Origin of the sequence: Couchioplanes caeruleus, assembly GCF_003751945.1 — a bacterium.
Classification (GTDB): domain Bacteria; phylum Actinomycetota; class Actinomycetes; order Mycobacteriales; family Micromonosporaceae; genus Actinoplanes; species Actinoplanes caeruleus.
Window position 1 is genome coordinate 4011056 of the sequence record NZ_RJKL01000001.1, and the last position, 20890, is coordinate 4031945.

16 protein-coding genes, 1 pseudogene and 1 riboswitch are annotated in these 20890 nt (G+C 71.4%); of the genes and pseudogenes, 6 read left to right on the forward strand and 11 right to left on the reverse strand.

All coding sequences use genetic code 11. The annotated features are described in order from the left end of the window. Positions 1-216: 216 nt before the first annotated feature. Complete coding sequence (locus EDD30_RS17845) at positions 217-2241, forward strand: HelD family protein (protein ID WP_071803589.1); 2025 nt, start codon at positions 217-219, stop codon at positions 2239-2241. On the opposite strand, the gene EDD30_RS17850 is transcribed toward EDD30_RS17845, so the two are convergent. Then, on the reverse strand, positions 2238-2663 hold the full coding sequence (locus EDD30_RS17850; RefSeq protein ID WP_071803590.1) for a hypothetical protein: 426 nt from the start codon (positions 2661-2663) through the stop codon (positions 2238-2240). The two genes, EDD30_RS17845 and EDD30_RS17850, sit on opposite strands and share 4 nt — an antisense overlap. Before the next feature lie 307 nt (positions 2664-2970). Between EDD30_RS17850 and EDD30_RS17855 the strand changes: the two genes are divergently transcribed. Further along, complete coding sequence (locus EDD30_RS17855) at positions 2971-3732, forward strand: VOC family protein (protein WP_071803629.1); 762 nt, start codon at positions 2971-2973, stop codon at positions 3730-3732. 57 nt (positions 3733-3789) lie between these two features. Here EDD30_RS17855 and EDD30_RS17860 read toward each other — a convergent pair whose 3' ends face one another. The 7 genes and pseudogenes from EDD30_RS17860 to mqnE all read right to left on the reverse strand — a co-directional run bounded on the left by EDD30_RS17860 (position 3790) and on the right by mqnE (position 10375). Next, complete coding sequence (locus EDD30_RS17860; protein ID WP_071803591.1) at positions 3790-4554, reverse strand: ABC transporter ATP-binding protein; 765 nt, start codon at positions 4552-4554, stop codon at positions 3790-3792. After that, positions 4551-5594: a FecCD family ABC transporter permease gene (locus EDD30_RS17865; RefSeq protein WP_071803592.1), complete on the reverse strand. Its 1044-nt coding sequence runs from the start codon at positions 5592-5594 to the stop codon at positions 4551-4553. Before EDD30_RS17865 ends, EDD30_RS17860 begins: the two co-directional genes overlap by 4 nt. Next, positions 5591-6508 (reverse strand): ABC transporter substrate-binding protein, encoded by a 918-nt coding sequence (locus EDD30_RS17870; protein WP_071803593.1) that lies wholly within the window; start codon positions 6506-6508, stop codon positions 5591-5593. Before EDD30_RS17870 ends, EDD30_RS17865 begins: the two co-directional genes overlap by 4 nt. A 64-nt stretch (positions 6509-6572) precedes the next feature. Beyond that, positions 6573-6713, reverse strand: a riboswitch (cobalamin riboswitch). Between the two features lie 63 nt (positions 6714-6776). Then, positions 6777-8069: pseudogene (locus tag EDD30_RS17875) on the reverse strand (M14 family metallopeptidase); the annotation flags it as partial. 177 nt (positions 8070-8246) lie between these two features. Beyond that, on the reverse strand, positions 8247-8579 hold the full coding sequence (locus EDD30_RS17880; protein WP_071803595.1) for a DUF4229 domain-containing protein: 333 nt from the start codon (positions 8577-8579) through the stop codon (positions 8247-8249). A 12-nt stretch (positions 8580-8591) separates the two neighbouring features. Continuing rightward, the gene (locus EDD30_RS17885; protein ID WP_071803596.1) at positions 8592-9020 is read right to left on the reverse strand and encodes a hypothetical protein; all 429 of its coding nucleotides are present in this window, start codon (positions 9018-9020) and stop codon (positions 8592-8594) included. Between the two features lie 185 nt (positions 9021-9205). After that, positions 9206-10375, reverse strand: a complete 1170-nt coding sequence (gene mqnE, locus EDD30_RS17890) for an aminofutalosine synthase MqnE (RefSeq protein ID WP_071803597.1) — start codon at positions 10373-10375, stop codon at positions 9206-9208. Between the two features lie 216 nt (positions 10376-10591). Here mqnE and EDD30_RS17895 point away from each other — a divergent pair, with 216 nt between their 5' ends. Beyond that, positions 10592-12448, forward strand: a complete 1857-nt coding sequence (locus tag EDD30_RS17895) for a C40 family peptidase (RefSeq protein ID WP_071803598.1) — start codon at positions 10592-10594, stop codon at positions 12446-12448. Positions 12449-12685: 237 nt separating this feature from the next. Here EDD30_RS17895 and EDD30_RS17900 read toward each other — a convergent pair whose 3' ends face one another. Beyond that, positions 12686-13096 carry a hypothetical protein gene (locus tag EDD30_RS17900; protein WP_071803599.1) on the reverse strand — a complete coding sequence of 137 codons (411 nt, stop codon included), beginning with the start codon at positions 13094-13096 and terminating at the stop codon, positions 12686-12688. A 1117-nt stretch (positions 13097-14213) separates the two neighbouring features. Between EDD30_RS17900 and EDD30_RS17905 the strand changes: the two genes are divergently transcribed. The 3 genes from EDD30_RS17905 (at position 14214) to EDD30_RS17915 (ending at position 18282) form a co-directional block, all read left to right on the forward strand. Next, positions 14214-15095 (forward strand): hypothetical protein, encoded by an 882-nt coding sequence (locus EDD30_RS17905; protein ID WP_143162573.1) that lies wholly within the window; start codon positions 14214-14216, stop codon positions 15093-15095. Between the two features lie 494 nt (positions 15096-15589). Then, on the forward strand, positions 15590-17392 hold the full coding sequence (locus tag EDD30_RS17910; RefSeq protein WP_071803630.1) for a DEAD/DEAH box helicase: 1803 nt from the start codon (positions 15590-15592) through the stop codon (positions 17390-17392). 266 nt (positions 17393-17658) lie between these two features. Next, positions 17659-18282 carry a putative glycolipid-binding domain-containing protein gene (locus tag EDD30_RS17915; RefSeq protein ID WP_211277695.1) on the forward strand — a complete coding sequence of 208 codons (624 nt, stop codon included), beginning with the start codon at positions 17659-17661 and terminating at the stop codon, positions 18280-18282. On the opposite strand, the gene EDD30_RS17920 is transcribed toward EDD30_RS17915, so the two are convergent. Together EDD30_RS17920 and cds1 are read right to left on the reverse strand one after the other, a co-directional pair. Further along, positions 18279-19694, reverse strand: coding sequence for a hypothetical protein (locus EDD30_RS17920; RefSeq protein ID WP_071803601.1), 1416 nt, complete (start codon positions 19692-19694; stop codon positions 18279-18281). The two genes, EDD30_RS17915 and EDD30_RS17920, sit on opposite strands and share 4 nt — an antisense overlap. 92 nt (positions 19695-19786) lie before the next feature. Next, positions 19787-20884, reverse strand: coding sequence for an L-cysteine desulfhydrase Cds1 (gene cds1 / locus EDD30_RS17925; RefSeq protein ID WP_071803602.1), 1098 nt, complete (start codon positions 20882-20884; stop codon positions 19787-19789). Between the last annotated feature and the right edge of the window lie 6 nt (positions 20885-20890).

The window sequence follows — 20890 nt, forward strand, 5'->3', positions numbered from 1 at the left end:
GCACGAGACGAGACGCCTCCCGCGGCCCAGAGGGAGCTATCTCACCTCCGGATCGCTAATTCGGTCGTCGGTACGGAAGGCGGGGCGTACTCTGGTGGGCCGCCCGCGGGGACCGCGCGCGTTCTCAACCGGGCACTGCCGACACCGCACCCTGACGGAGCGCCGGGCGGCCCAGGTCAGCCGAACCACAAACACCGACGCCGGAAGGTTCCTCGGATGACGCTGCCTGCCCACGCCGACCTCGACGACGACCTGGCCGCGGAGCGGCGGCATCTCGCCGCTTCCCGGGACGCCCTGAGCCGGATGCGCGGCCGGGCCGAGTCGCTCTTCTCCTCCTCCGCCGACGTCGCCGGCGATTCGTTCGCCGCAGAGACGCTCGGGCGCGCCCTGTCCCGCCGGGTCGCCGAGCTTGCCGACGATCCGACCACTCCGCTGTTCTTCGGCAAACTCGACGTCCAGGACGCCGCGTACCACATCGGGCGCCGACACGTCACCGACGACGCCGGGGAGCCCATGGTGCTCGACTGGCGGGCCCCGCTGTCGCAGTCGTTCTACCGGGCCAGCGTGCGCGATCCGCGGGGGGTGTCGACGCGCCGCCGGTTCGGGTTCGTCAAGGGTGAGCTGACCAGCTTCGAGGACGAGCACCTCGACCGCGGTGAGGAGCTCGGCACCAGCAGCCGGATCCTGACCGCCGAGATCGAGCGGCCGCGCGTCGGGCCGATGCGCGACATCGTCGCCACCATCCAGCCCGAGCAGGACGAGCTGGTCCGGGCGGACCTGGAGGACTCGATCTGCGTCCAGGGCGCTCCGGGCACCGGCAAGACGGCGGTCGGGCTGCACCGGGCCGCCTACCTTCTGTACGTGCACCGCGAACGGCTACGGCGCTCCGGGGTGCTGATCGTCGGCCCGAACGCCGCGTTCCTCTCGTACATTTCGGCCGTGCTGCCGGCATTGGGCGAGGTCGAGGTGCAGCAGTCCACCGTGGACGATCTGGTGGCGCGCGTACCCGTGAAGGGTTCCGACAGTGACGCGGCCACCCTGCTGAAGCACGACGTACGCCTCGCCGAGGTGTTGCGCCGGGCGCTGTGGAGCAGGCTGGCCAAGCCCACCGAGCCGATCATGGTGTCGGACGGCTCGTACCGGTGGCGGATCGACGCCGAGCCGCTGCGCCGCATCGTCGACGAGGCGCGGCGCGAGGACCTGCCGTACGCGGTGGGACGCGAGCGGGTCCGCGCCCGTGTCGTCGGGCTGCTGCAGCGGCAGTCGGAATACCGCACCGGCAACTCGCCGGGCGAGGGCTGGCTGCGCAGGATGGCGAAGGTGGCGCCGGTCCGCGACTTCCTCGACGCGTCCTGGCCCGCGGTCACCCCGGAGGCGCTGGTCGTCGCGCTGCTCACCGACGCGGCGCTGCTGGCGTCCGCCGCCGAGGGCATCCTCACCGCCGACGAGCAGGCCGCGCTGCTGTGGCCGAAGGCGCCCAAGACCCCGAAGTCGGCCCGGTTCAGCGCCGCCGACCTGCTGCTGCTCGACGAGGCCGCGGGCCTGCTGGAGCGCGAGGCGAGCTTCGGGCACGTGGTGGTCGACGAGGCGCAGGACCTCTCACCCATGCAGGCCCGCGCCATCGCGCGGCGCAGCGAGCACGGCTCCATCACGCTGCTCGGCGACCTCGCCCAGGGCACCGCGCCGTGGGCGGCCGCCCAGTGGCAGGACACGCTGACGCATCTGGGCAAGCCGGACGCCACCGTGGTGCCGCTGACGGTCGGCTTCCGCGTACCCGCGGCGGTGGTGGCCCTTGCCAACCGGTTGCTCCCGGCGCTGGGTGTGGACGTACCGGAGGCTGTGTCGCTGCGTCGCGACGGCGACCTCACCGTCGTGGGTCTCGCCGACCCCGCCGAACTGGACGCCGCGACGCTGGTCGAGGTGACCGCGGCGCTGGAGCACGAGGGCTCGGTCGCGGTCATCGCGGCGGACGCCGCGGTGGACCGGCTGCGCGGCCACCTCGACGCGGCGGGGCTGACGGCCGCGACGCCCGGCGACGTCGACTCCGAGGCGCGCGTCACGGTCGTGCCGGCCACGATCGTCAAGGGCCTCGAGTACGACCACGTGATCGTCGTCGAGCCCGCGGAGATCGTCGCCGCGGAGCCGCGGGGCCTGCACCGGCTTTACGTGGTGCTGACCCGCGCGGTGTCCCGGCTCTCGGTGGTCCACTCGGCCCCGTTGCCGGAGCCGCTGACCGTCTAGCGCCTCGCGGCGGCCGGCACCTTGATCGAGAACACCGTCCGGACGCCCTGGGTCGTGTTGATCCGCTCGTTGAGACCCCACAACCGGCCGGAGAACCGGGAGTAGGAGAGGTTCTGGGTCAGCGGTGGCGCCTTGGTCAGCACCACGGGCTTCTTCCCGGAGGCGGCCCGGTAGATGCAGGTCCAGGCGTCGGGATGGCCGGAGGGCCGGTCCTGGCCGAGGTCGTCCGGGCACTGCGCGCTGATGAACATGTCAATGCCGTCCGTGGCCGCAACTTGCGTGGCGCGCACCGGGGCGGTGACCGCACTGACTGCGGTCGCCGTGCCGATGGCGGATCCGTCGTCGGCCCGCGACAGCGCCGGCGTCGAGTTCCGGATCGCCGTCGAGGTCGGTGGCGGAGGCCGCCACCGCTGCTCCCACACCGCCCGATCGCCGCCGCACGGCAGCCCGGCCGCAAAGCGCTCGATCGTCCCACCAGCGGTGTCCAGTCGCGCTCCGGCCGTGGCACTTGAACGCTCCCCGCTGTTCTCCGCTCACACGAAGCGGCCATTGAACCACCGACGGGCGACGTACGTGCGCCTGGCTGAAGGGTTCGACCCGGGTAGGAGCAGGATTGCGTCGTGGGCCACCCGCCGGCGGTTCAGTTGGACTTCCGACTCATGACCGGCCCACTCGCAGAGCGGTGCGACGATCGATGTGCCGTCTGCCGTGACACACGAGGAGAAGGTCATGCCCCATCCGCCGCCCGGTGTGCCGACCTGGGTCGACCTGGGAACAGCGGACCTGCCGGACGCGACCCGCTTCTACGCGGAGTTGTTCGGCTGGGAGGCCGACGTGTCCGGTGAGGAGTACGGCGGCTACACCACCTTCCGGCTCGACGGCCACGCCGCCGCCGGCGCCGGTCCGTTGTTCGGCGAGGGGCAGCCGACGGCGTGGAGCATGTACCTCGCCACCGACGACGCCGACGCGGTCGCCGCCCGGGTGGAGGCCGCCGGGGGCAAGGTGCTGGTGGCGCCCTTCGACGTGATGTACCAGGGCCGGATGGCCACGTTCCTCGACCAGGCCGGCGCGCCCTTCAGCGTGTGGCAGCCGGGCTCCATGAGGGGCGCCGACGTCTTCGACGTGCCCGGCGCGCTGACCTGGAACGAGCTGGCCACCCGGGATGTGGAGGGATCCGCGGCGTTCTACGGGGCGGTGTTCGGGTGGCTGGGCCGGGAGATCGAGCTGGGCGGGCGGCCGTACCTCTCCTGGGAGCTCGACGGCGCCACCATCGCGGGCATGAAGGAAATGGACGAGACGTGCCCCGACGATCTGCTGCCACATTGGATGGTGCACTTCGCGGTGATCGACTGCGACGGCGCTGCGGCGTATGCCCGGTCGCTCGGCGGCACGGTGCTCCGAGCGCCGACGGACCTGCCGATCGGCCGCTGCGCGCTCCTCCAGGATCCTCAGGGCGGGGCGTTCTCGATCCTGCAGAGCGTCAACGCCTGACCGACTCTTGCCGCCGCGGAACGTCAACGCCTGACCGACTCTTGCCGCCGCGGAACGTCAACGCCTGACCGGGACGACCAGCGGGCCGTGCTCGCCGTCGATCACCCGGACCCGCACCCGGTAGTGCCGGGCCAGCAGCTCCGCGGTGAGCACCTCGCGGGCGGTGCCCTTGGCCACCACCCGGCCGCCGGAGAGCAGCACCATGCGGTCGGCATACTCACCGGCCGTCGTCAGGTCGTGCATGGTGGCGAGCACGGTCAGGCCGCGCTCGGCCCGCAGCCGGTCGACGAGCTCGAGAACCTCCTGCTGGTGACCGATGTCCAGCGCGCTGGTCGGCTCGTCCAGCAGCAGAATCCGCGCCTCCTGGGCCAGCGCCCGCGCGAGAAAGACCCGTTGTCGCTCGCCGCCGGAGAGGGTTTCCAGCCGGCGGCCGGCGAAGGCCTCCAGGTCGAGCACCGCCAGCACCTCGTCGACCTGGGCCAGGTCGGAGGCGGACTCGCGGCCCAGCGGGGGGATGTGGGGGCTGCGGCCGAGCAGCACGTAGTCGTAGACCAGCATCGCCGGCGGCACGACCGGCGACTGGGCGACCGTGGCGAGCGTCCGGGCCCGCTCCCGGCGGGTCAGCCGGTCCAGGGCGGTGTCGCCGAGCGCGATCGAGCCCTCGTACGGGACGAGTCCGCCGACCGCCCGCAGCACGGTCGACTTGCCGGCGCCGTTCGGTCCGATGATCGTCACCCACTCGCCGTCGGCCACGTCGAGCTCGACGCCGTCGACGATCAGCGCGCCGCCGAGGCGGATCCGCAGGTCCCGTACGGCGATCATGTGCGCGTCCGGCGCAGCACGACGGCGAAGAACGGCGCACCGAAGAACGCGGTCACCACGCCGATCGGAACCTCGGCCGGGCTCGCCACGGTCCGCGCCACCAGGTCGGTCAGCGCGAGGAAGGCACCGCCGTAGAGCACCGACAGCGGCAAAATCGACCGGTAGCTCGGGCCGGCGAGCAGCCGCACCGTGTGCGGCACGATCATGCCGACGAAGCCGATCAGGCCCGACACGGACACGGCCGCCGCGGTGCCGAGCGATGCGGCGACCACCAGCAGATAGCGACTCCGCTGGGGATGCAGACCCAGGCTCGTCGCCTCCTCGTCGCCGACCGTCAGCACGTCCAGCTCGCGGCGGTGGATCAGCACGATCAAACCCGTGACCGCCGCGTACGGCAGGACGACGAGCACGTCGTGCCAACCGGCGGTGGCCAGCCGGCCGAGCAGCCACGCGTACACCTCGCGCAGCGACTCGGTGTGCCGCTGCATGAGGAACGTCTGGGCGGCGGCCAGGAATGCGGAGACCGCCACACCGGAAAGGATCAAGGTCGCGGGTGTACGGGTCCGGCCCCCGGCCGCCCCGAGCAGATAGGTCAGCACCACGGCGACGATCGCGCCGACGAAAGCCGCCAGAGGCACGCCCACCGGCAGGTCGGCGGTGACGTCGCCGGTGCCGCCCCGCAAGGTGATGACCGCGGTGACGCCCAGCCCGGCACCCGCCGCGATGCCGAGCAGGTGCGGGTCGGCGAGCGGATTGCGGAACACGCCCTGGTAGGCGGCGCCGGCCAGGGCCAGAAGCGCGCCGACCAGCAGGCCGAGCACGACCCGCGGCAGGCGCAGCTCGGTGATGATGGCGACCTCGCGCTCGGTCAGGCCGCTGTCCAGCCGTACCCCGGGAATGAGATTGAGCAGCTCGGTCGCGACCGCGCCGGGTGGCAGGGTGATCGGCCCGGCCGCGACGCCGGCGACCAGCGCGACCACGACGGCGGCGACGCCGCCGATGAACCAGGCGGCCCGCAGTCCGGCGGGCCGGACAGTCACGCCGCCGGAGCCTTGGCCACCGCGTCCGCGACCGACTGGACCAGGTCGACGACTCGCGGTCCCCAGCGCGACGCGATGTCGTCGTCCAGGGCCACGACCTGCTTGTTCTTGACCGCGGTCACCCCGGCCCAGCCCTTGCGCTTCGCCACGGTCTCCGGCGACTGGGCGCAGCACTTGCTGTCCGCCAGGAAGACCATGTCGGGATCCGCAGCGATCAGCGCCTCCTGCGATAGCTGCGGATAGGCGGTCTTGGCGCCGTCGGCGACGTTCTTCAGGCCGAAGAGCGCGAAGATCGAGCCGACGAAGGTCTCCGACGTCACGGTGAAGTACGTCGGATCGAGCTCGTAGTAGTACGTCAGCGGCGCCGACCGCGGCGGCACACCCTTGACGATCTTGTCGATCTGGGTACGCATCCGCTCGACCAGCGCGGCCGCCTCCGCCGGATGCCCGGTGAGCGCGCCGAGCTGACCGATCTGGGTGTACGAATCGTCGAGGGTCTTCGCCGCCGGTGTCACCAGGACGGGGATCTTCAGCTTGGTGAGCTGCTCCACGATCTTGTTGAGATCGTCGGAGAGCACCACGAGGTCGGGGTTCTTGGCCGCGATCGCCTCCGCGTTGGGCTTGAACCCCGACAGGTCGGTCCGGGGCGCCTCGGCGGGATAGGTCGACTGGTCGTCGACGGCCGTGACCTGCTTACCGGCGTCGATCGCGAAGAGCATCTCCGTGGCGGTCGGTGCCAGCGACACGATCCGCTCGGGCCGCTTGTCGAGCGTCACCCCGCCCGCCGTCACCGGGAAGGCGGCGCCGCTCGCGCTCGCCGCGGGTTGCGCGTTCCCGCCCGCGTCGCCACCACCACCGCAGCCGCCGAGCAGCATTGCGGTCACCGCGACCGCGGCGGTCATGAGCCGTTTCATCCTGAACCTCCTGCCGGGCTCGCCGGCCGGAGCCCGGCCCGCGAGCGCTCTTCCTGCGAGAGCGCGGAATCGCGACCAGCGTGCAGGCGACCTGGCTACGCCCGGGGTACAGGACTTCACAGTTGCGGGACAGCGCCGGAATCCCACCGGCTTCGCTGCTACGCGGTCAGGTTGACGCTATCCCACAGGCTCACCGGCCGTTCTGCCGGATACGGAAAACTACCTGTCACGGCGGGTGAGCCATGACAGGTAGTCTCCGGCGCCGTCAGCAGTACGTGGATTCCTTGCCGATCACCTTGTACGGGCAGTCCGCCACCTCGGCGATCATCAGCGCCGCGGTCCTGTTCCGGCTGGTCTCGCGGGAGATGACCTCGTCAGGCGGGTAGAAGCCGCCGCCGGAGGAACTCCGCGGGTACAGCTCGAAGGTGTACGCGAAGATCCGGTGCGTACCCCAGAGCCAGTCGAGCGAGTCACCATCGGTGATGTAAAGGTCGCTGGATTGTTCGGGCGTGTAGCCGTTCGTCGCGGCCATCTGCCGGCCCAGCGTGGCGAAGGTGTTGTACTGGTCGGCGTTCATGCCGGTGGTGGTGTTCGCCGTCGTGTAGCCGAAGGGCCAGAGCACCAGCTCCGAGTACGAGTGGAAGTCGATGGCGGCCTTGATCTGCTGGACGCCGCCCACCACGCGTCCGTTGACGAAGTCCCGTATCGCTTGGGTCTCGGGCGCCGAGAACGCCGAGGGACCGCGGTAGGTGTCCGATGCGGGGTTGCCCGAGGAACCGCGACAGCAGCCCCAGTGGTAGGCGTAGTTGCGGTTCAGGTCGGTGCCCACGTACGAAGAACCGCTGTTGGGTTGCCGGTTCTTACGCCACGAGCGGTAACTGCCGGTGGCGACGTCGTACTCGGCGCCGTCCGGGTTGACCGACGGGATGACCCAGATCTCCCGGCTGTTCACGACGTCGCGGACCCGGGAGTCGCTCGCATAGTTGTCCGTGTAGAGGTGCAGGATGTAGAGGGCCATCTCCACGGTCAGGTGCTCACGGGCGTGGTGGTTGGCATCGTAGAGGACCTCGGGCTCGCTCTCGTCCGTGCCGACGTTGTCGGAGATCTTCACGGCGACGATGTCCCGGTTCTGGTACGACTTGCCGATCACCCGCTTGCTCGCGATGGCCGGATACCGCGCGACGACCGCGTTGACGTCGGCGATCATCTCCGCGTAGTTGTGGTACGCGGCGTCCTGCTGGGGGAAGTCCCGGGTGGACACCCCCTCGCTCGCCGCGGCAACCTCGATCTTCCTGACGGTGAAGCCGAGCGCCCGTAGCGCCTTGACCTCGCCGGGCGTGGCGGTGACCTCGACGACCGCGTGCTCCACCGCGTCGATGGCGACGCCGGTGCTGGCGATCGTGTTGCGCTGGGCGAGCGTACGCACGTCGTGGATCTCGTACTGGGCCGAGCTGTCGGCACGCGGCTCCGCGGTGGCGGGCGGCGCGGTGGCGGCGGAAGCGGCGATCAGGGCAAGGCCGACGGCAGCCGCCGCGACCAGGCCGGTGACTCGTCGTCTCATGAACGACCTCCGGGGGGTATCAGAGGGTTCGGGCTGACGTCACTGCATCACCCGGGATCGACGTTTGGCAATGAGCTGGCCACCTGACGGCCATGTCAATGTGCCCCCTACGTCGACGTGATGACGTCCGGAAACCCGTAGTTCATCCTCGTCGTTTCCGCTGCGTGGCGTGGCGCGTCAGACGGTCTGCGCCGGACCGTCCTTGCCGGCTTCGGCCCTGCCGGGCTGCGCCGGTGCGGCGGCCCGGTCGCCGGCCGCGGCGGCGGTCTCGTCGCCGGCCAGGGCGGCGCGCAGCCGCGCCTTCTCCGCGGAGCGCCGCTGTGCGGCCTCGCCTAGTTGCTCGGCCATCTCGTTACGCCACTTGGCCAGCAGGAAGTAGGAGAAGGCCGCCGAGGCGACCAGCGCGATCATCGCCTTGACCAGGATGTGCAGCGGCACGGGCAGAAGCATCACGAAGACCACGACGAACAGCCCGATACGGCCGAGCGTGTACTTGATGGCGGGACTCATCACGAACTCCTGTCAGCCCGCCCGGTGGCTAAGCCACCGCAGGCCGTAGAACCAGACCAGGCAGTACACCACGGTGAGACCGAAGGCGCCGATCGCCCCACTGACCAGCGCGGGAAAGATCGGGGCGACGAGCCCGGCCAGGGTCATCCCGACGGCGACCCCGAACCCCGCACCCAGAGCGGTGACCACGATCCGGAACGCCCCGTGACGGGCCGCCCGGAACTCCTCGGTGAACAGCCACACGGGCAGCACGAGCGCGATCCACCCGCTGGCGGCCCCGAACTCGGAGACCCGCACCAGCGACATGACACCCTCGAAGATCAGCAGGACGACCAGTCCGGACACCAGCCCGGCCAGCGCCACACCCACCAGGTCCTGAACGGTCGCCAACCGCCCGTCCGCATCCCGGCGCGGACGGCGCGCACTCTGAGTCTCCGCCATGACACCACGAGGGTACGCGCCCCCGACCAGCCATCGAAGCCCACACCCACCCGCCCCAGGCCCCGGCGCCGGCTCGCACCCAACCCGGCCCGGCTCGCACCCAACCCGGCCCGGCTCGCACCCAACCCGGCCCGCGCCGAGGGACCTCCTCGATCAGGTCCCCGGCCAGGCCGGGCCCGCCGCCGTTACGCCCAGACCTGCTGCGGCTCGCTGCGCCGCTCGGCCAGCGATGTCGGCTTGTCGTATTCGCGGACGACCTCGTACCGGGTGTTGCGCTCGACCGGCTGGAAGCCCGCGTCCCAGATCAGGTCGAGCAGGTCGCCGCGGTGCATGGTGTTCGGGGTGCCGTAGGAGTCGGCGTCGTGCGTGATCTTGTATTCGACCACCGAGCCGTCCAGATCGTCGACGCCGAAGTTGAGCGAGAGCTGCGCGACCGACAGGCCGTGCATGACCCAGAAACACTTGACGTGCGGCACGTTGTCGAACATCAGCCGGGACACCGCGAAGGTCTTCAGGGACTCGGCCGGCGCCGCCATCGTGGTCTGCGCCTGGATGCGGTTGCGGATCTTGCCGTCCGCCGAGTCGACGAAGTCGTGCTGGTAGCGGAGCGGGATGAAGACCGCGAACCCGCCCGTCTCATCCTGGAGCTCACGGAGGCGCATCACGTGGTCGACGCGGTGCCGCGGCTCCTCGATGTGCCCGTACAGCATGGTCGCCGGGGTCTTCATGCCCTTCTGGTGTGCCAGCCGGTGGATCCGCGACCAGTCCTCCCAGTGGCAGGCGTGGTCGACGATGTGCTGGCGGACCTCCCAGTCGAAGATCTCCGCGCCGCCGCCGGTGAGCGACTCGAGGCCGGCGTCCATCAGCTCGTCGAGGATCTCGGTGGCGGGCAATCCGCTGATCTTCTCGAACCACTGCACCTCAGTCGCGGTGAAGCACTTGAGCTTGACGTTGGGCAGTGCCGCCTTCAGCTCGCGCAGCACCTTGGGGTAGTAGCGCCAGGGCAGCGTCGGGTGCAGGCCGTTGACGATGTGCAACTCGGTGAGCTGCTCGTCCTCCATCTCCTTGGCCTTGCGGACAGCCTCGTCGATGCGCATCGTGTACGCATCCTTCTCGCCCGGTTTGCGCTGAAAGGAGCAATACGCACAGCTCGCCGAACAGACGTTCGTGAGGTTGAGGTGCCGGTTGACGTTGAACATCACCCGGTCGCCGTTCATCTCGGTGCGCTTGTGGTGCGCCAGCCGCCCGAGCCAGGCGAGATCGTCGGACTCGTAGAGGGCGATGCCGTCCTCGCGCGTCAGCCGCTCGCCGGCGTAGACCTTGGCCTCCAGCTCGCGCTTCAGTCCGACGTCCATCTGGGCCCCTCTCACGTTCGCGTGCGTCGAGCGTACGTCCTACCCCTGACGGGAACTCCGCCCGTGTGGTCCTCCCGCGGCGCAGCTCACGTGAATGGGATTACGATTCTCAGGGTCCTCCCATCTCAGACGGATCGACACCGGTGCAGGTGTTGCGGTATGACCTTTAAGGGACGGCAGTCGCCGGACGGGGACCGTTCGCGAACGGGGAGCGCATTGGCGAAGTTGAGGCAGAACCGGCGCCGCGCCGCCCGCGGGGTGCTTCCCTGGTGGCGCCCGCTCGCTTATTCCGCCGCGACCGCCACCGTCATCGCCGCCCTCTTCAACCCGCTCCCTGCCGTCGCGGTTCCGGTGGCGCCTCCGGGTGCGCCGGCCGCGGTGCCCGACGCCGGTTCCCGCCCGATCGCCACCGGCTCGCTCACCCTGCCGGGGCAGCGGCCCGGCACCAGCGCGAGCACCACCCCGGCGTCCACCCTTCCGGTCGCCACCGGCGGTGCCACCAGCCCGCTGCTGAGGAAGATCGAGGCGGGCCGCATCGAGATCGCCAAGAAGGGCGAGGAGCTCGCCAAGCTCGACGAGGATCTCAGTCTCACCCGCACCCAGCTCACGACCGCGGACCAGAAGGTCCTGCAAGGCCAGTCGGCCGTGACGGCAGCCGAGCAGGCGGTCGCGGCCGCGGCAGCCAATGCCGTACGCCACGCGGCCGCGTTGCCTCCGGGCACCGCCGGCTCAGGCCTGAACGACCTCGACGCCCTCGCTCGCATCCAGCGTGGCGAGTCGTCGACCCAGGAGGCCGCCAGCCGGCATCTGAGCATCGCGCAGTCGGCGTACACGACGGCGACAACCGAGCAGCAAAGCCTGCGGGCGAAGCTCGACCTGGTCACCGCCGAGCACACCAAGAAGAAGGCGGTCCTCGACAAGAAGACCGCGGCCCAGCAGAAGCTCGAGCAGAAGCACACCGAGGAGATCAAGGCGGCCGAGGCCGCCCAGGCCGCGCGGGACGCCCAGGCCGGGGTGGGCTTCCTGGCGGGCGAGAACGCGGGCCGGGGCGCGGACCCGCGGGCGATCGCGGCCCTGCAGATCGCGCTGGCTCAGCGCGGCGACCCGTACGTCTGGTCCGAGGAAGGCCCGGACATGTTCGACTGCTCCGGGCTGATGTATTACGCCTACCGCTCGGACGCGGCGGGCAACTTCCCGCTGACCCGGGTGGCGAAGGACCAGTATTTCCAGACCCGCGACAAGACGGTGGACCGTTACTCACTGCTCCCGGGCGACCTGCTGTTCTTCAACTCGACGCCAAGCTGGACGAGCATCCACCACGTGGCCATGTACGCCGGCAAGGGCATGATGGTAGAAGCCCCGCGCGCCGGCATGGACGTGATGCTCACCCCCATGCGCTGGACCCAGCTTTTCGCGGCGACCCGGATCTACGGCTCGGTCGAGGGCAAGGTCGAGGGCCCGAAGCTGGGCGCGCCGGACCCGGAGAAGCCGAGCGACCACTCGCCCACGCCGAAGCCGGGCACCAAGCCTCCGACGAAGCCGAGCGACCCCGGCACGCCGTCGACTCCGGGCAAGCCCTCTACGGGCCGGCCGTCGACCCCGAGCACTGGCACGCCGTCCACTGGCACGCCGAGCACCGGCACGCCGAGCACCGGCACGCCGTCCACTGGCACGCCGAGCACCGGCACACCGACCACCGGCACGCCGACCACCTCCGGCCGGCCGTCGACGCCCACGGGAGGCAGCAACCCGCCGTCGGGCTCCGCGGGCACGTCCACGGGAGCCAAGCCGCCGTCAGGCTCGACGGGCACCTCCACGGGAGCCAAGCCCCCGACGGGCTCCGCGAGCACGACCGCGGGAGGCAAGCCGCCGTCGGGCTCCGCGGGCACGTCCGCCACCGCGAGCACGTCGGCCACCGCAGGCTCGACGAAGTCCCCGACGACGTCGGCCAGCACGTCCAAGCCTGTCGCCGCGTCGACCTCGGCCGGCGCCGCGACGTCCGGCACCGCCTCGGTAACCCCGTCCGCCTCGGCTTCCAGGGCGGCCGAAGCGAAACAATCCGGTAACGGCTGAGCTCAGACCCGATCTTTACACCGCGACCGGTTGACGCCGGGTGTGCTCACGAGCGCTGATGTGGCACGGTAGTGACGAGCGCCCGGCATCCGGCTTGCCCGGCGTCCGATAGGTGGCGTCGGCACGCGGGTGGCGGCGATCGGGAGGACCCATGGACGAGCAGCAGGCGACACCGGCCAGCGACGGCATCAGGCCGCCCGCTGCGCAGCCGCCCGCCGTCGGCTCCGGGCCGCAAGATCAGGAGTACCAGCTCCCCCCACCCCCGGCCGCGGGCGCGCTGTGGGCCGCCCCGGCCGGTGCTGCGAAGCCCGTGTCCGGATCCGCACCCGTCCCTGCCTCGGGCTCCGCATCGGTTCCCGCCTCCGCGCCCGTTTCCGCCTCCGCGCCCGTTTCCGCCTCCGCGCCCGTTTCCGCCTCCGCGCCCGTTTCCGCCTCCGCGCCCGTTTCCGCCTCCCGCTCCGTTCCCAGCTCCGCGCCGGTCAGCGGCTCCGCCCCGGTCTCCGGCTCCGCGTCCGTTCCCAGCTCCGCCCCGGTCTCCGGCTCCGCGCCTGTTCCCAGCTCCGCGCCGGTGAGCGGGGGCGCTGCTGGGCGGGCGTCCGTGCACTCGAACCGCTCGGCGTTCTTCCCTGTCAGCCCCGCCAAATCCACCGCCGCGTCAGGCGGGACCGGCGCACAAGGTTCCGCATCCGTATCAGGTAACAGCTCGAAGGGTTCCGCATCCGTGTCCGGCACTTCCTCCGTTGCCTCGTCCGGCCGCTCACAGGGTTCCGCCTCGGTGGACGGCGGTTCGTCGCGGCCGGTGTCGGTGCCGCCGAGCTCGAACGCCGCCCGGGCCAGCGTGCCGGGTTCCGCGCAGGCTGAGCCCGCCGACCGCGGCGCCGCGGCGCGGAAGGGTGGTCAGGCCAAGGTCTACGGCACGCGTGCGACCGAAAATCCCGCTCCGGAGAAGCCGGCCGACGACTCCGCGCCCGTCGAAGCCGCGAAGGACGAGGCAACCCGGGTGCAGGCGCCGGAGGTAGCTCCCGCCGCGGCGGCCAAGACAGCCGTGAAGGCCGACGCGGCCGACGCGGCCGAGGGAGCCGACGGGGCTGAGGGAGCCGACGCGGCCGAGGGAGCCGACGGGGCTGAGGGAGCCGACGGGGTCAGGGCCGGCGATATCAAGCCTGGTGACATCAAGGCGGGCGACGTCGAGCCTGGTGGCACCAAGGCGGGCGACGTCGAGCCTGGTGACATCAAGGCGGGCGTAGGCGTCGAGACCGCGGAGAAAGCAAAGGTCGAGAAGACCAACGCCGAGGAAGCCACGACGGTGGAGGCCTCCGAGCCTACTGAGGCCGCAGAGGTCTCAGAGACGGATGAGGCAGCGGCTCCGGAGCCTGACCTGCCTGAGCCGTCGACTCCGGAGCCGCGGCCCGCCAAGCCCGAGCCGCCGAAGCCCACCCGTCCCGAGCCGGTCCCGTTCCCGACTCCCTCGCCGGCGCCGCCCGCTCCGGGACCGTCGCCCGCTCCCTCGCCGGGGCCGTCGCCCGTTCCGCCGGGTCCGGTTCCGCCCGGGCCCAATCCAGACCCTGTGCCGCCGACGCCTGGCCCGGACCCCGTGCCCCCGGCTCCGGGGCCCTCGCCGGTGCCGCCGGGTCCGAGTCCTCACCCGGTGCCGCCGGGCCCCGGCCCCTCGCCGGTTCCCGGACCGCCGCCTACACCATTTCCCGCGCCGCCGACATTCCCGGCAGCGTCCAGCGCCCCGGCAGCGAAGATTGCGGTGCCGAACGTGCCGGTCAATCCCGGTGGTTCGTCGACGAACGGCCTGCCGGCCTACACCGTCCCTCCGACCTCAGGTCCGGCTAGCAGCCACGCGACGTCGCCCGCGCAGAGCGACTCGACGATGCCGTTCGCGACGCAGGAACTGTCGCGGAGCGACGCCACCACGCCGTTCGCCGCCCAAGGGACGACGCAGAACGACGCCACCACCCCGTTCGCCGCCCAAGGAACAGCACGGAACGACGCCACCACCCCGTTCGCCGCCCAAGGAACAGCACAGAACGACGCCACCACCCCGTTCGCCGCCCAAGGAACGACACAGAACGACGCCACCACCCCGTTCGCCGCCCAAGGAACAGCACAGAACGACGCCACCACCCCGTTCGCGGCTCAACGAGCGACGCAGGGTGCGGTGCAGGGAGGCTTGCACGGTCCGAGTGACGCGACCATGCCGTTCGCGGCCACGGGGTCTTCACATGCCCCCGCCTCGTTCGGGGTCGGCGCGTCGGCCGGCACGCGGCAGACGTTCGGTGGAGCGGGATCGTCCATGGGTAGCCCGTCCGCGCGCCCCTCGACGTACGGGTCGGGTTCCGGACAGGGCGTGCCGCATCAGCGTGGGGAGGGCACCGTGTACGGGGGGCTCGCGGACTACGCGCCCTCCGACATGACGATGCCGATCATGACCAACCCGGTGGAGAACTCGGGTTCGCTGACCGGCCACATCCTGGCCCAAGGGTGGCGCGACGCCCCGGAGACCCAGCGGAACAGCAACGTCAAGGTGATCGTCGCCATGCTGCTTGTCCTGGCGTTCCTGGTCGGGGTGAGCCTGCTCTTCCTGTTCACCGTCGGGGACGCGTTCAGCGACATGATCGGCGGGGTTTTCCAGGGATAAGTTGCCCCGAAACCCTCCCGCGCCTAAGCTGGCGAGGTTGCGCCGCAGGGTGAGCCTGCCCACTACCGGCGCGGAATGCGGTCAGTGTCTGCGACGTTGACCCGTACACTGATGGCAGTAATTGACCTGGCGTGCCCACATGGTGCACGCCACGGGCGTTCTTGCGGGCATTTCAGCGGCAGGCTTCCGGCAGCCGCGGCGGGCCATTCGCGAGCATGCGCCCCCGTAGAGAGGTTCTCTTGACCACTTTCGCTGATCCCAGCACGTTCCCGTCCGTCTTCGACACCCCCGTCCTGGAGCAGGATCCGACGACCGCCGAGGTCGAGATCATCGCCACCGCCGACACCGCGACCGCGGACCCGGCGAGCTCCGACGACGCGAAGACCGTCACTCAGGCCACCGAGAAGGCCACCGCGGAGACCGGCACGCAGGCTGCCGCACCGAACGCCGAGAAGGCCACCGCGGAGATTGAGACCACCGCCACCGACGCCGTGATGAGCGCGCAGAGCGAGGTCGCCGACGACGCCGTGACCACGGCGCAGAGCGAGACCGCCGACGACGCCGACGCCGATGTGGAGATCGTCGAGGCGCGCAAGAGCTTCGCCGACCTTGGCCTCCCCGCCGAGCTGGTCCGCGTGCTCAAGCGCGAGGGCATCACCACCCCGTTCGAGATCCAGGCCGCGACCATGCCGGACGCGCTCTCCGGCCGCGACGTGCTCGGCCGCGGCCAGACAGGCTCCGGCAAGACCCTGGCGTTCGGCCTGCCGGTGCTGGCCCGCGTCGCCCAGGGCGGCCGCGCGCTGCCGCACCACCCCAAGGCCCTGATCCTGGTGCCGACCCGCGAGCTGGCCATGCAGGTCGCCGACGCGCTGATGCCGCTCGGCCGGGCCGTCGGCGTCTTCCTCAAGACCGCCGTCGGCGGCGTGCCGTATGACCGGCAGATGGACGCGCTGCGCCGTGGCGTCGAGGTGATCGTCGCCACCCCGGGCCGCCTGGGTGACCTGATCGAGCGGGGCGCCTGCAAGCTCGACAGCGTCGAGGTGACCGTCCTCGACGAGGCCGACCAGATGGCCGACATGGGCTTCCTGCCCGAGGTCACCGAGCTGCTCGCCAAGACCCCGGCGGACGCTCAGCGGCTGCTCTTCTCGGCGACGCTCGACGGCGACGTCGACACGCTGGTCAAGCGGTTCATGACCGACCCGGTGACGCACTCCACGGCCCCGGCCGAGGCGAGCGTGTCCACCATGGACCACCACCTGCTGCTGATCCCGCCGCACGACAAGTTCCCGATCACCGCGTCGATCGCCAACCGGGCGGGCAAGACCATCGTCTTCGCCCGTACACAGATGGGTGTGGACCGGCTGGTCGAGCAGCTCGCCGCGGTGGGCGTGCGGGCCGGTGCGCTGCACGGCGGCAAGACCCAGCGGGTACGCACCCGCACGCTGGCCGAGTTCAAGGAAGGCCGCACGAACGTGCTGGTCGCCACCGACGTCGCCGCCCGCGGCATCCACGTCGACGGCATCTCGCTCGTCGTGCACGTCGACCCGCCGAAGGACCCGAAGGACTACCTGCACCGTGCCGGCCGTACGGCCCGCGCGGGTGAGTCGGGCGCGGTGGTGACGCTGGTCCTGCCGAAGCAGCGCCGCAGCACGCAGGCGATGATGCAGAAGGCCGGCGTCGCGCCGGGCGAGTTCCGGGTGCGGCTCGGCGACGAGAAGCTGGCCGAGATCACCGGGGCCCGCGAGCCCAGCGGTGTGCCGGTGAAGGACGAGCCGGAGCCGCGCCGGGAGCGGGGCGACCGTCCGCGTCGCTTCGGCGACCGCCCGCAACGCGGCGGCTACGACCGTCCGCGCGGCGACCGTGGCCACGGCGACCGCCCGCGCGGCGAGCGCAGCTACGGCGACCGGCCCTCCGGTGACCGCGACCGCTCGTTCGGCGACCGCCCCCGCGGCGAGCGCACGTTCAGCGACCGCCCCCGCGGCGAGCGGACCTTCAGCGACCGCCCCCGCGGCGAGCGGACCTTCAGCGACCGCCCCCGCGGCGAGCGGACCTTCAGCGACCGTCCCCAGGGCGAGCGTTCGTTCGGCGACCGTCCCCAGGGCGAGCGTTCGTTCAGCGACCGCCCCCGCGGTGAGCACTCGTACAGCGACCGGCCGCGTAGTGAGCGGGGCTTCGGTGACCGCCCGTCCCGCAACTTCGGCGACCGTCCGGGCGGCTTCCGCCGCGAGAGCGGCCGCAACGATCGGCGCGAGCCGGGCAACGGCCGCTACCAGGGCCGTCCGGCGCACACGCACTGATCGCACCAGCATCTGACGAGGGCCTCCGGCATCAGCCGGGGGCCCTCCGTCGTTACAGCACGGAAAGCGGCGGGCAGAGCGCCGAGAAACCGAGCAAACCCCGGGAAAGCCCCGCAAGACCCGGGGAAAGCCCAGCAAGACCTTGGGAAAGCCGAGCAGGGCCGGGAAAGCTGGGCGGACGGGGAAAAGGCCGAGGAAAGCGGCGCGAGGAAAGCTGCGAAGAGCCGGAAGGGGTTCCGGCGACGGCGGGCGGGTACACCAGACGCATGTCCGTCCTGCCTGGTTCGTTGTTCTGGGAGCGCCGGGACACCACCGGCGCCGAGCATGCGCTGATCGATGCGCGCGGCGGCCTGCACGCCCGCGGCGTCGCGCTGGCGGTCGATCCCATCCCCTACACCGCGCGGTACGAGATCGGGACCGATCCGGCGTGGATCACCACGTCGCTCGAGGTCGGCACCGAGGGCGCCGGTTGGAGCCGGACGTTGCGCCTGACAGCCGAGGGCGGTCGCTGGCAAGCGACCACCGCCGAGCAGGGTGACCTCGACGCCGCGCTGACCGCGGGCGGGCATCCCGGTGCCGGGCTACCCGGCAGCGAGGATCCCGACCTTCTCGTCGGCGCGTACGACGTGGATCTGACCGGCTCTCCGCTGACCAACACGCTGCCGATCCGCCGCCTGGGCCTGGCGAAGTCCGAGCCCGGGGTGGCACACCGGGTCAGCGTGGCGTGGGTGCTGCTGCCCAGCCTGGAGGTGATGCAGGCGGACCAGATCTACACCGCGCTGGGCGACGGGCGGGTGCGGTTCGCCAACGAGACGTTCAGCGCCGATCTGACCGTGGACGACGACGGTTTCGTTCTCGAGTATCCGGGCCTTGCCCAGCGCCGATGCTAGGCGCGGTCGCGGATCCAGGCGACGCAGGCCTTGTCGACGGCCTGGAACGGCGTACCGAAGGCTTCCTGGGAGGCCGGGTCGAGCTCGCGGTTTTCGCGCAGATGGAGCCGGACGAAGGTGAAAAGGGCGCGCTCGCCGTATTTCCTGGCCATGCAGTCGGCGGCGAAGTGGCCGAGGCCGTAGAACGCGTCGCCCTCCTCGGCGGAGGCGTTCTCGCCGAGGGCGTCGACCGCGATGGACGTGGGTGGCCGGCTGCTGTGCACCGCGTCGCGGACCGCTTGGCGGCGCCAGCTCGCGGTGGCCGGTCGTGGGTGCCAGCCGATGTATTCGGCGATGCCCTCCTTGAGCCACATGGCGCTCGTGCCGTCCCGCGTGCCGCGGCGCACCCCGCCGACCGTCACCACGTGGCCGAGCTCGTGCCGGATGGTGGTGGCTAGGAGGCGCTCGTCGTTCCTCAGCTTGGTCAGGTTCAGCACGACGTCGGTGCCGGCCTCGTTGCGCGGCAGTGCGTAGCCGACGACCCACTGGTCCTTGATGCCGCCGTACCAGACCTTCCAGTTCTTGCGGCCGGCCAGGTAGATGCGGTAACGCTGTTGCGGGTTGCCGACGAGGCCGGCGAAGCGGTCGGTGGTCGTGGCGGCCTGCTCGGCGATCGGCAGAAGCCGGTGGAGGTCCTTCTCGCCTTGCAGTGCGACGAGGGTGACGCGCTTGCCCTCGGCGGTCGCCAGCGCGTTGTTCTCCCAGGGCACCGGCTGGTGCTCCAGGGCTCGCCGCTGGTTGTTGACCGAGGTGATGTGCCACTGACCCTTGACCGTCTTGAGCTTGAGCGTCTGGGCGATGATCGGCGGGCCGGCCGAGTCGGCGCCCCTCTCCTTGACGCAGTTGTCTCCGGCGAGGCAGTAAGCGACGTCGGCGAAGATGCCGAGGCTGCCGGCGGCGCTCTTGTCGTTGGCGATGGACGTCTGGTACTGGAAATGGCTGACGCCGAGCGCGCGCAGCGACCGGAACATCGTCTTGTAGCGGGCGAGGAGCTTGGGCTGCCGCGGATCGACGGCGGCCAGCCAGGCCTTCTCATCGCCTCGCAGCAGGGCCGCCGCCTGCCGGCTGAGCACCGCGTTCGCCTGCTCGATGGGGGCGGCCGGGGCGATGGACGCCGCGGCCTCCGCCGGGGCGTCGAGCGGCTCGTCATGGACGATGAAGGCGGCACCCACGCCGAGGGCCACGGCGGCGGACAGGGCCAGCACTCCCGTCAGCACGAGCTTGCCGCGGCTTCGCGGCTCGGCGGGCTCGGGAAAGGGTGGAAGTGCCGGGAGCGGCGGGAGCGGCGGGAGCGGCGCCGAGTCGGCCGGATGCGGCAGCCGCGGCGACGGCACAACGGCCGGCGGGGTGGTGACGTCGTCGCCGTGAGGCACCGGGCCGCTCCTTGGACGTGAATCCTTTTGCGCCCTCATCCTCCCAGGTCGGCTCCGGCCGCGGTGACCCGTCGGGGCCGTTGCGGCCGGGATCACGTCGGCGGTCTCCACACCCCGGTGGACAGGAATGCATCGATGGTGGTCAGCGATGGTTCCAGGGTCATGCCACGGGAGCGGACCCAGTCGTCGGAGTAGTACGTGTCGGCGTACCGCTCGCCGCCGTCGCAGATGAGGGTCACCACGGAGCCCGTACGGCCCGCCTCGAGCATCTCGGCGATCACCGCGAACGCGCCCCACAGGTTCGTACCCGTGGACCCGCCGACGCGGCGGCCGAGCACCGCCGAGCCCGCCCTCATGGCCGCCAGCGACGCCGCGTCCGGCACGTGGATCATGCGGTCGACCACCGAGGGCTGGAACGACGGCTCCACCCGGGGCCGCCCGATGCCCTCGATCCTCGAGCCGCGCCCGGTGCAGACCTCCCAGTCCTGGCTCAGGTACGCGGGCCAGAACGCCGATCCCTCCGGGTCGACGACGCACAGCCGGGTGGCGAAGCGGCGGTAGCGGGCGTACCGCCCGATGGTGGCGCTGGTGCCGCCGGTGCCCGCGCCGACCACGATCCAGGCCGGCTCGGGGTGCCGCTCCAGCGCGAGCTGCGCGTAGATCGACTCGGCGATGTTGTTGTTGCCCCGCCAGTCGGTGGCCCGCTCGGCGTAGGTGAACTGGTCCATGAAGTGCCCGCCGAGCTCGGCGGCGAGGGCGCGGGCCGCGGCGACCACCGTGGTCGGGTCGTCGACGAGGTGGCACTTGCCGCCCTGGAACTCGATCAGCGAGATCTTCTCGTGCGAGGTGCTCGCCGGCATGACCGCGATGAACTCCAGGCCCAGCATCCGGGCGAAGTACGCCTCGCTGACCGCCGTCGAGCCCGAGGAGGCCTCGACGACCGGGGTGTCCGGGCCGACCCAGCCGTTGCAGAGGGCGTACAGGAAGAGCGACCTTGCCAGGCGGTGCTTGAGCGATCCGGTGGGGTGGGAGCTCTCGTCCTTGAGGTAGAGGTCGATGCCCCAGGCCGGAGGCAGTGGGAACGGCAGCAGGTGGGTGTCCGCCGAGCGGTTGGCGTCGGCTTCGACCCGGGCGATGGCGTCGCTCGCCCATTCCCGCTGGGCCGAGTCGCATCGGTCGAGCTGAACCATGATGTC

Coding starts and splice junctions, on each gene's coding strand:
- EDD30_RS17845 (WP_071803589.1), top strand. CDS start 217: ATGACGCTGCCTGCCCACGCCGACCTCGACGACGACCTGGCCGCGGAG.
- EDD30_RS17855 (WP_071803629.1), top strand. CDS start 2,971: ATGCCCCATCCGCCGCCCGGTGTGCCGACCTGGGTCGACCTGGGAACA.
- EDD30_RS17860 (WP_071803591.1), bottom strand. CDS start 4,554: ATGATCGCCGTACGGGACCTGCGGATCCGCCTCGGCGGCGCGCTGATC.
- EDD30_RS17870 (WP_071803593.1), bottom strand. CDS start 6,508: ATGAAACGGCTCATGACCGCCGCGGTCGCGGTGACCGCAATGCTGCTC.
- EDD30_RS17880 (WP_071803595.1), bottom strand. CDS start 8,579: ATGAGTCCCGCCATCAAGTACACGCTCGGCCGTATCGGGCTGTTCGTC.
- EDD30_RS17885 (WP_071803596.1), bottom strand. CDS start 9,020: ATGGCGGAGACTCAGAGTGCGCGCCGTCCGCGCCGGGATGCGGACGGG.
- mqnE (WP_071803597.1), bottom strand. CDS start 10,375: ATGGACGTCGGACTGAAGCGCGAGCTGGAGGCCAAGGTCTACGCCGGC.
- EDD30_RS17910 (WP_071803630.1), top strand. CDS start 15,590: ATGAGCGCGCAGAGCGAGGTCGCCGACGACGCCGTGACCACGGCGCAG.
- EDD30_RS17915 (WP_211277695.1), top strand. CDS start 17,659: ATGTCCGTCCTGCCTGGTTCGTTGTTCTGGGAGCGCCGGGACACCACC.
- cds1 (WP_071803602.1), bottom strand. CDS start 20,884: ATGGTTCAGCTCGACCGATGCGACTCGGCCCAGCGGGAATGGGCGAGC.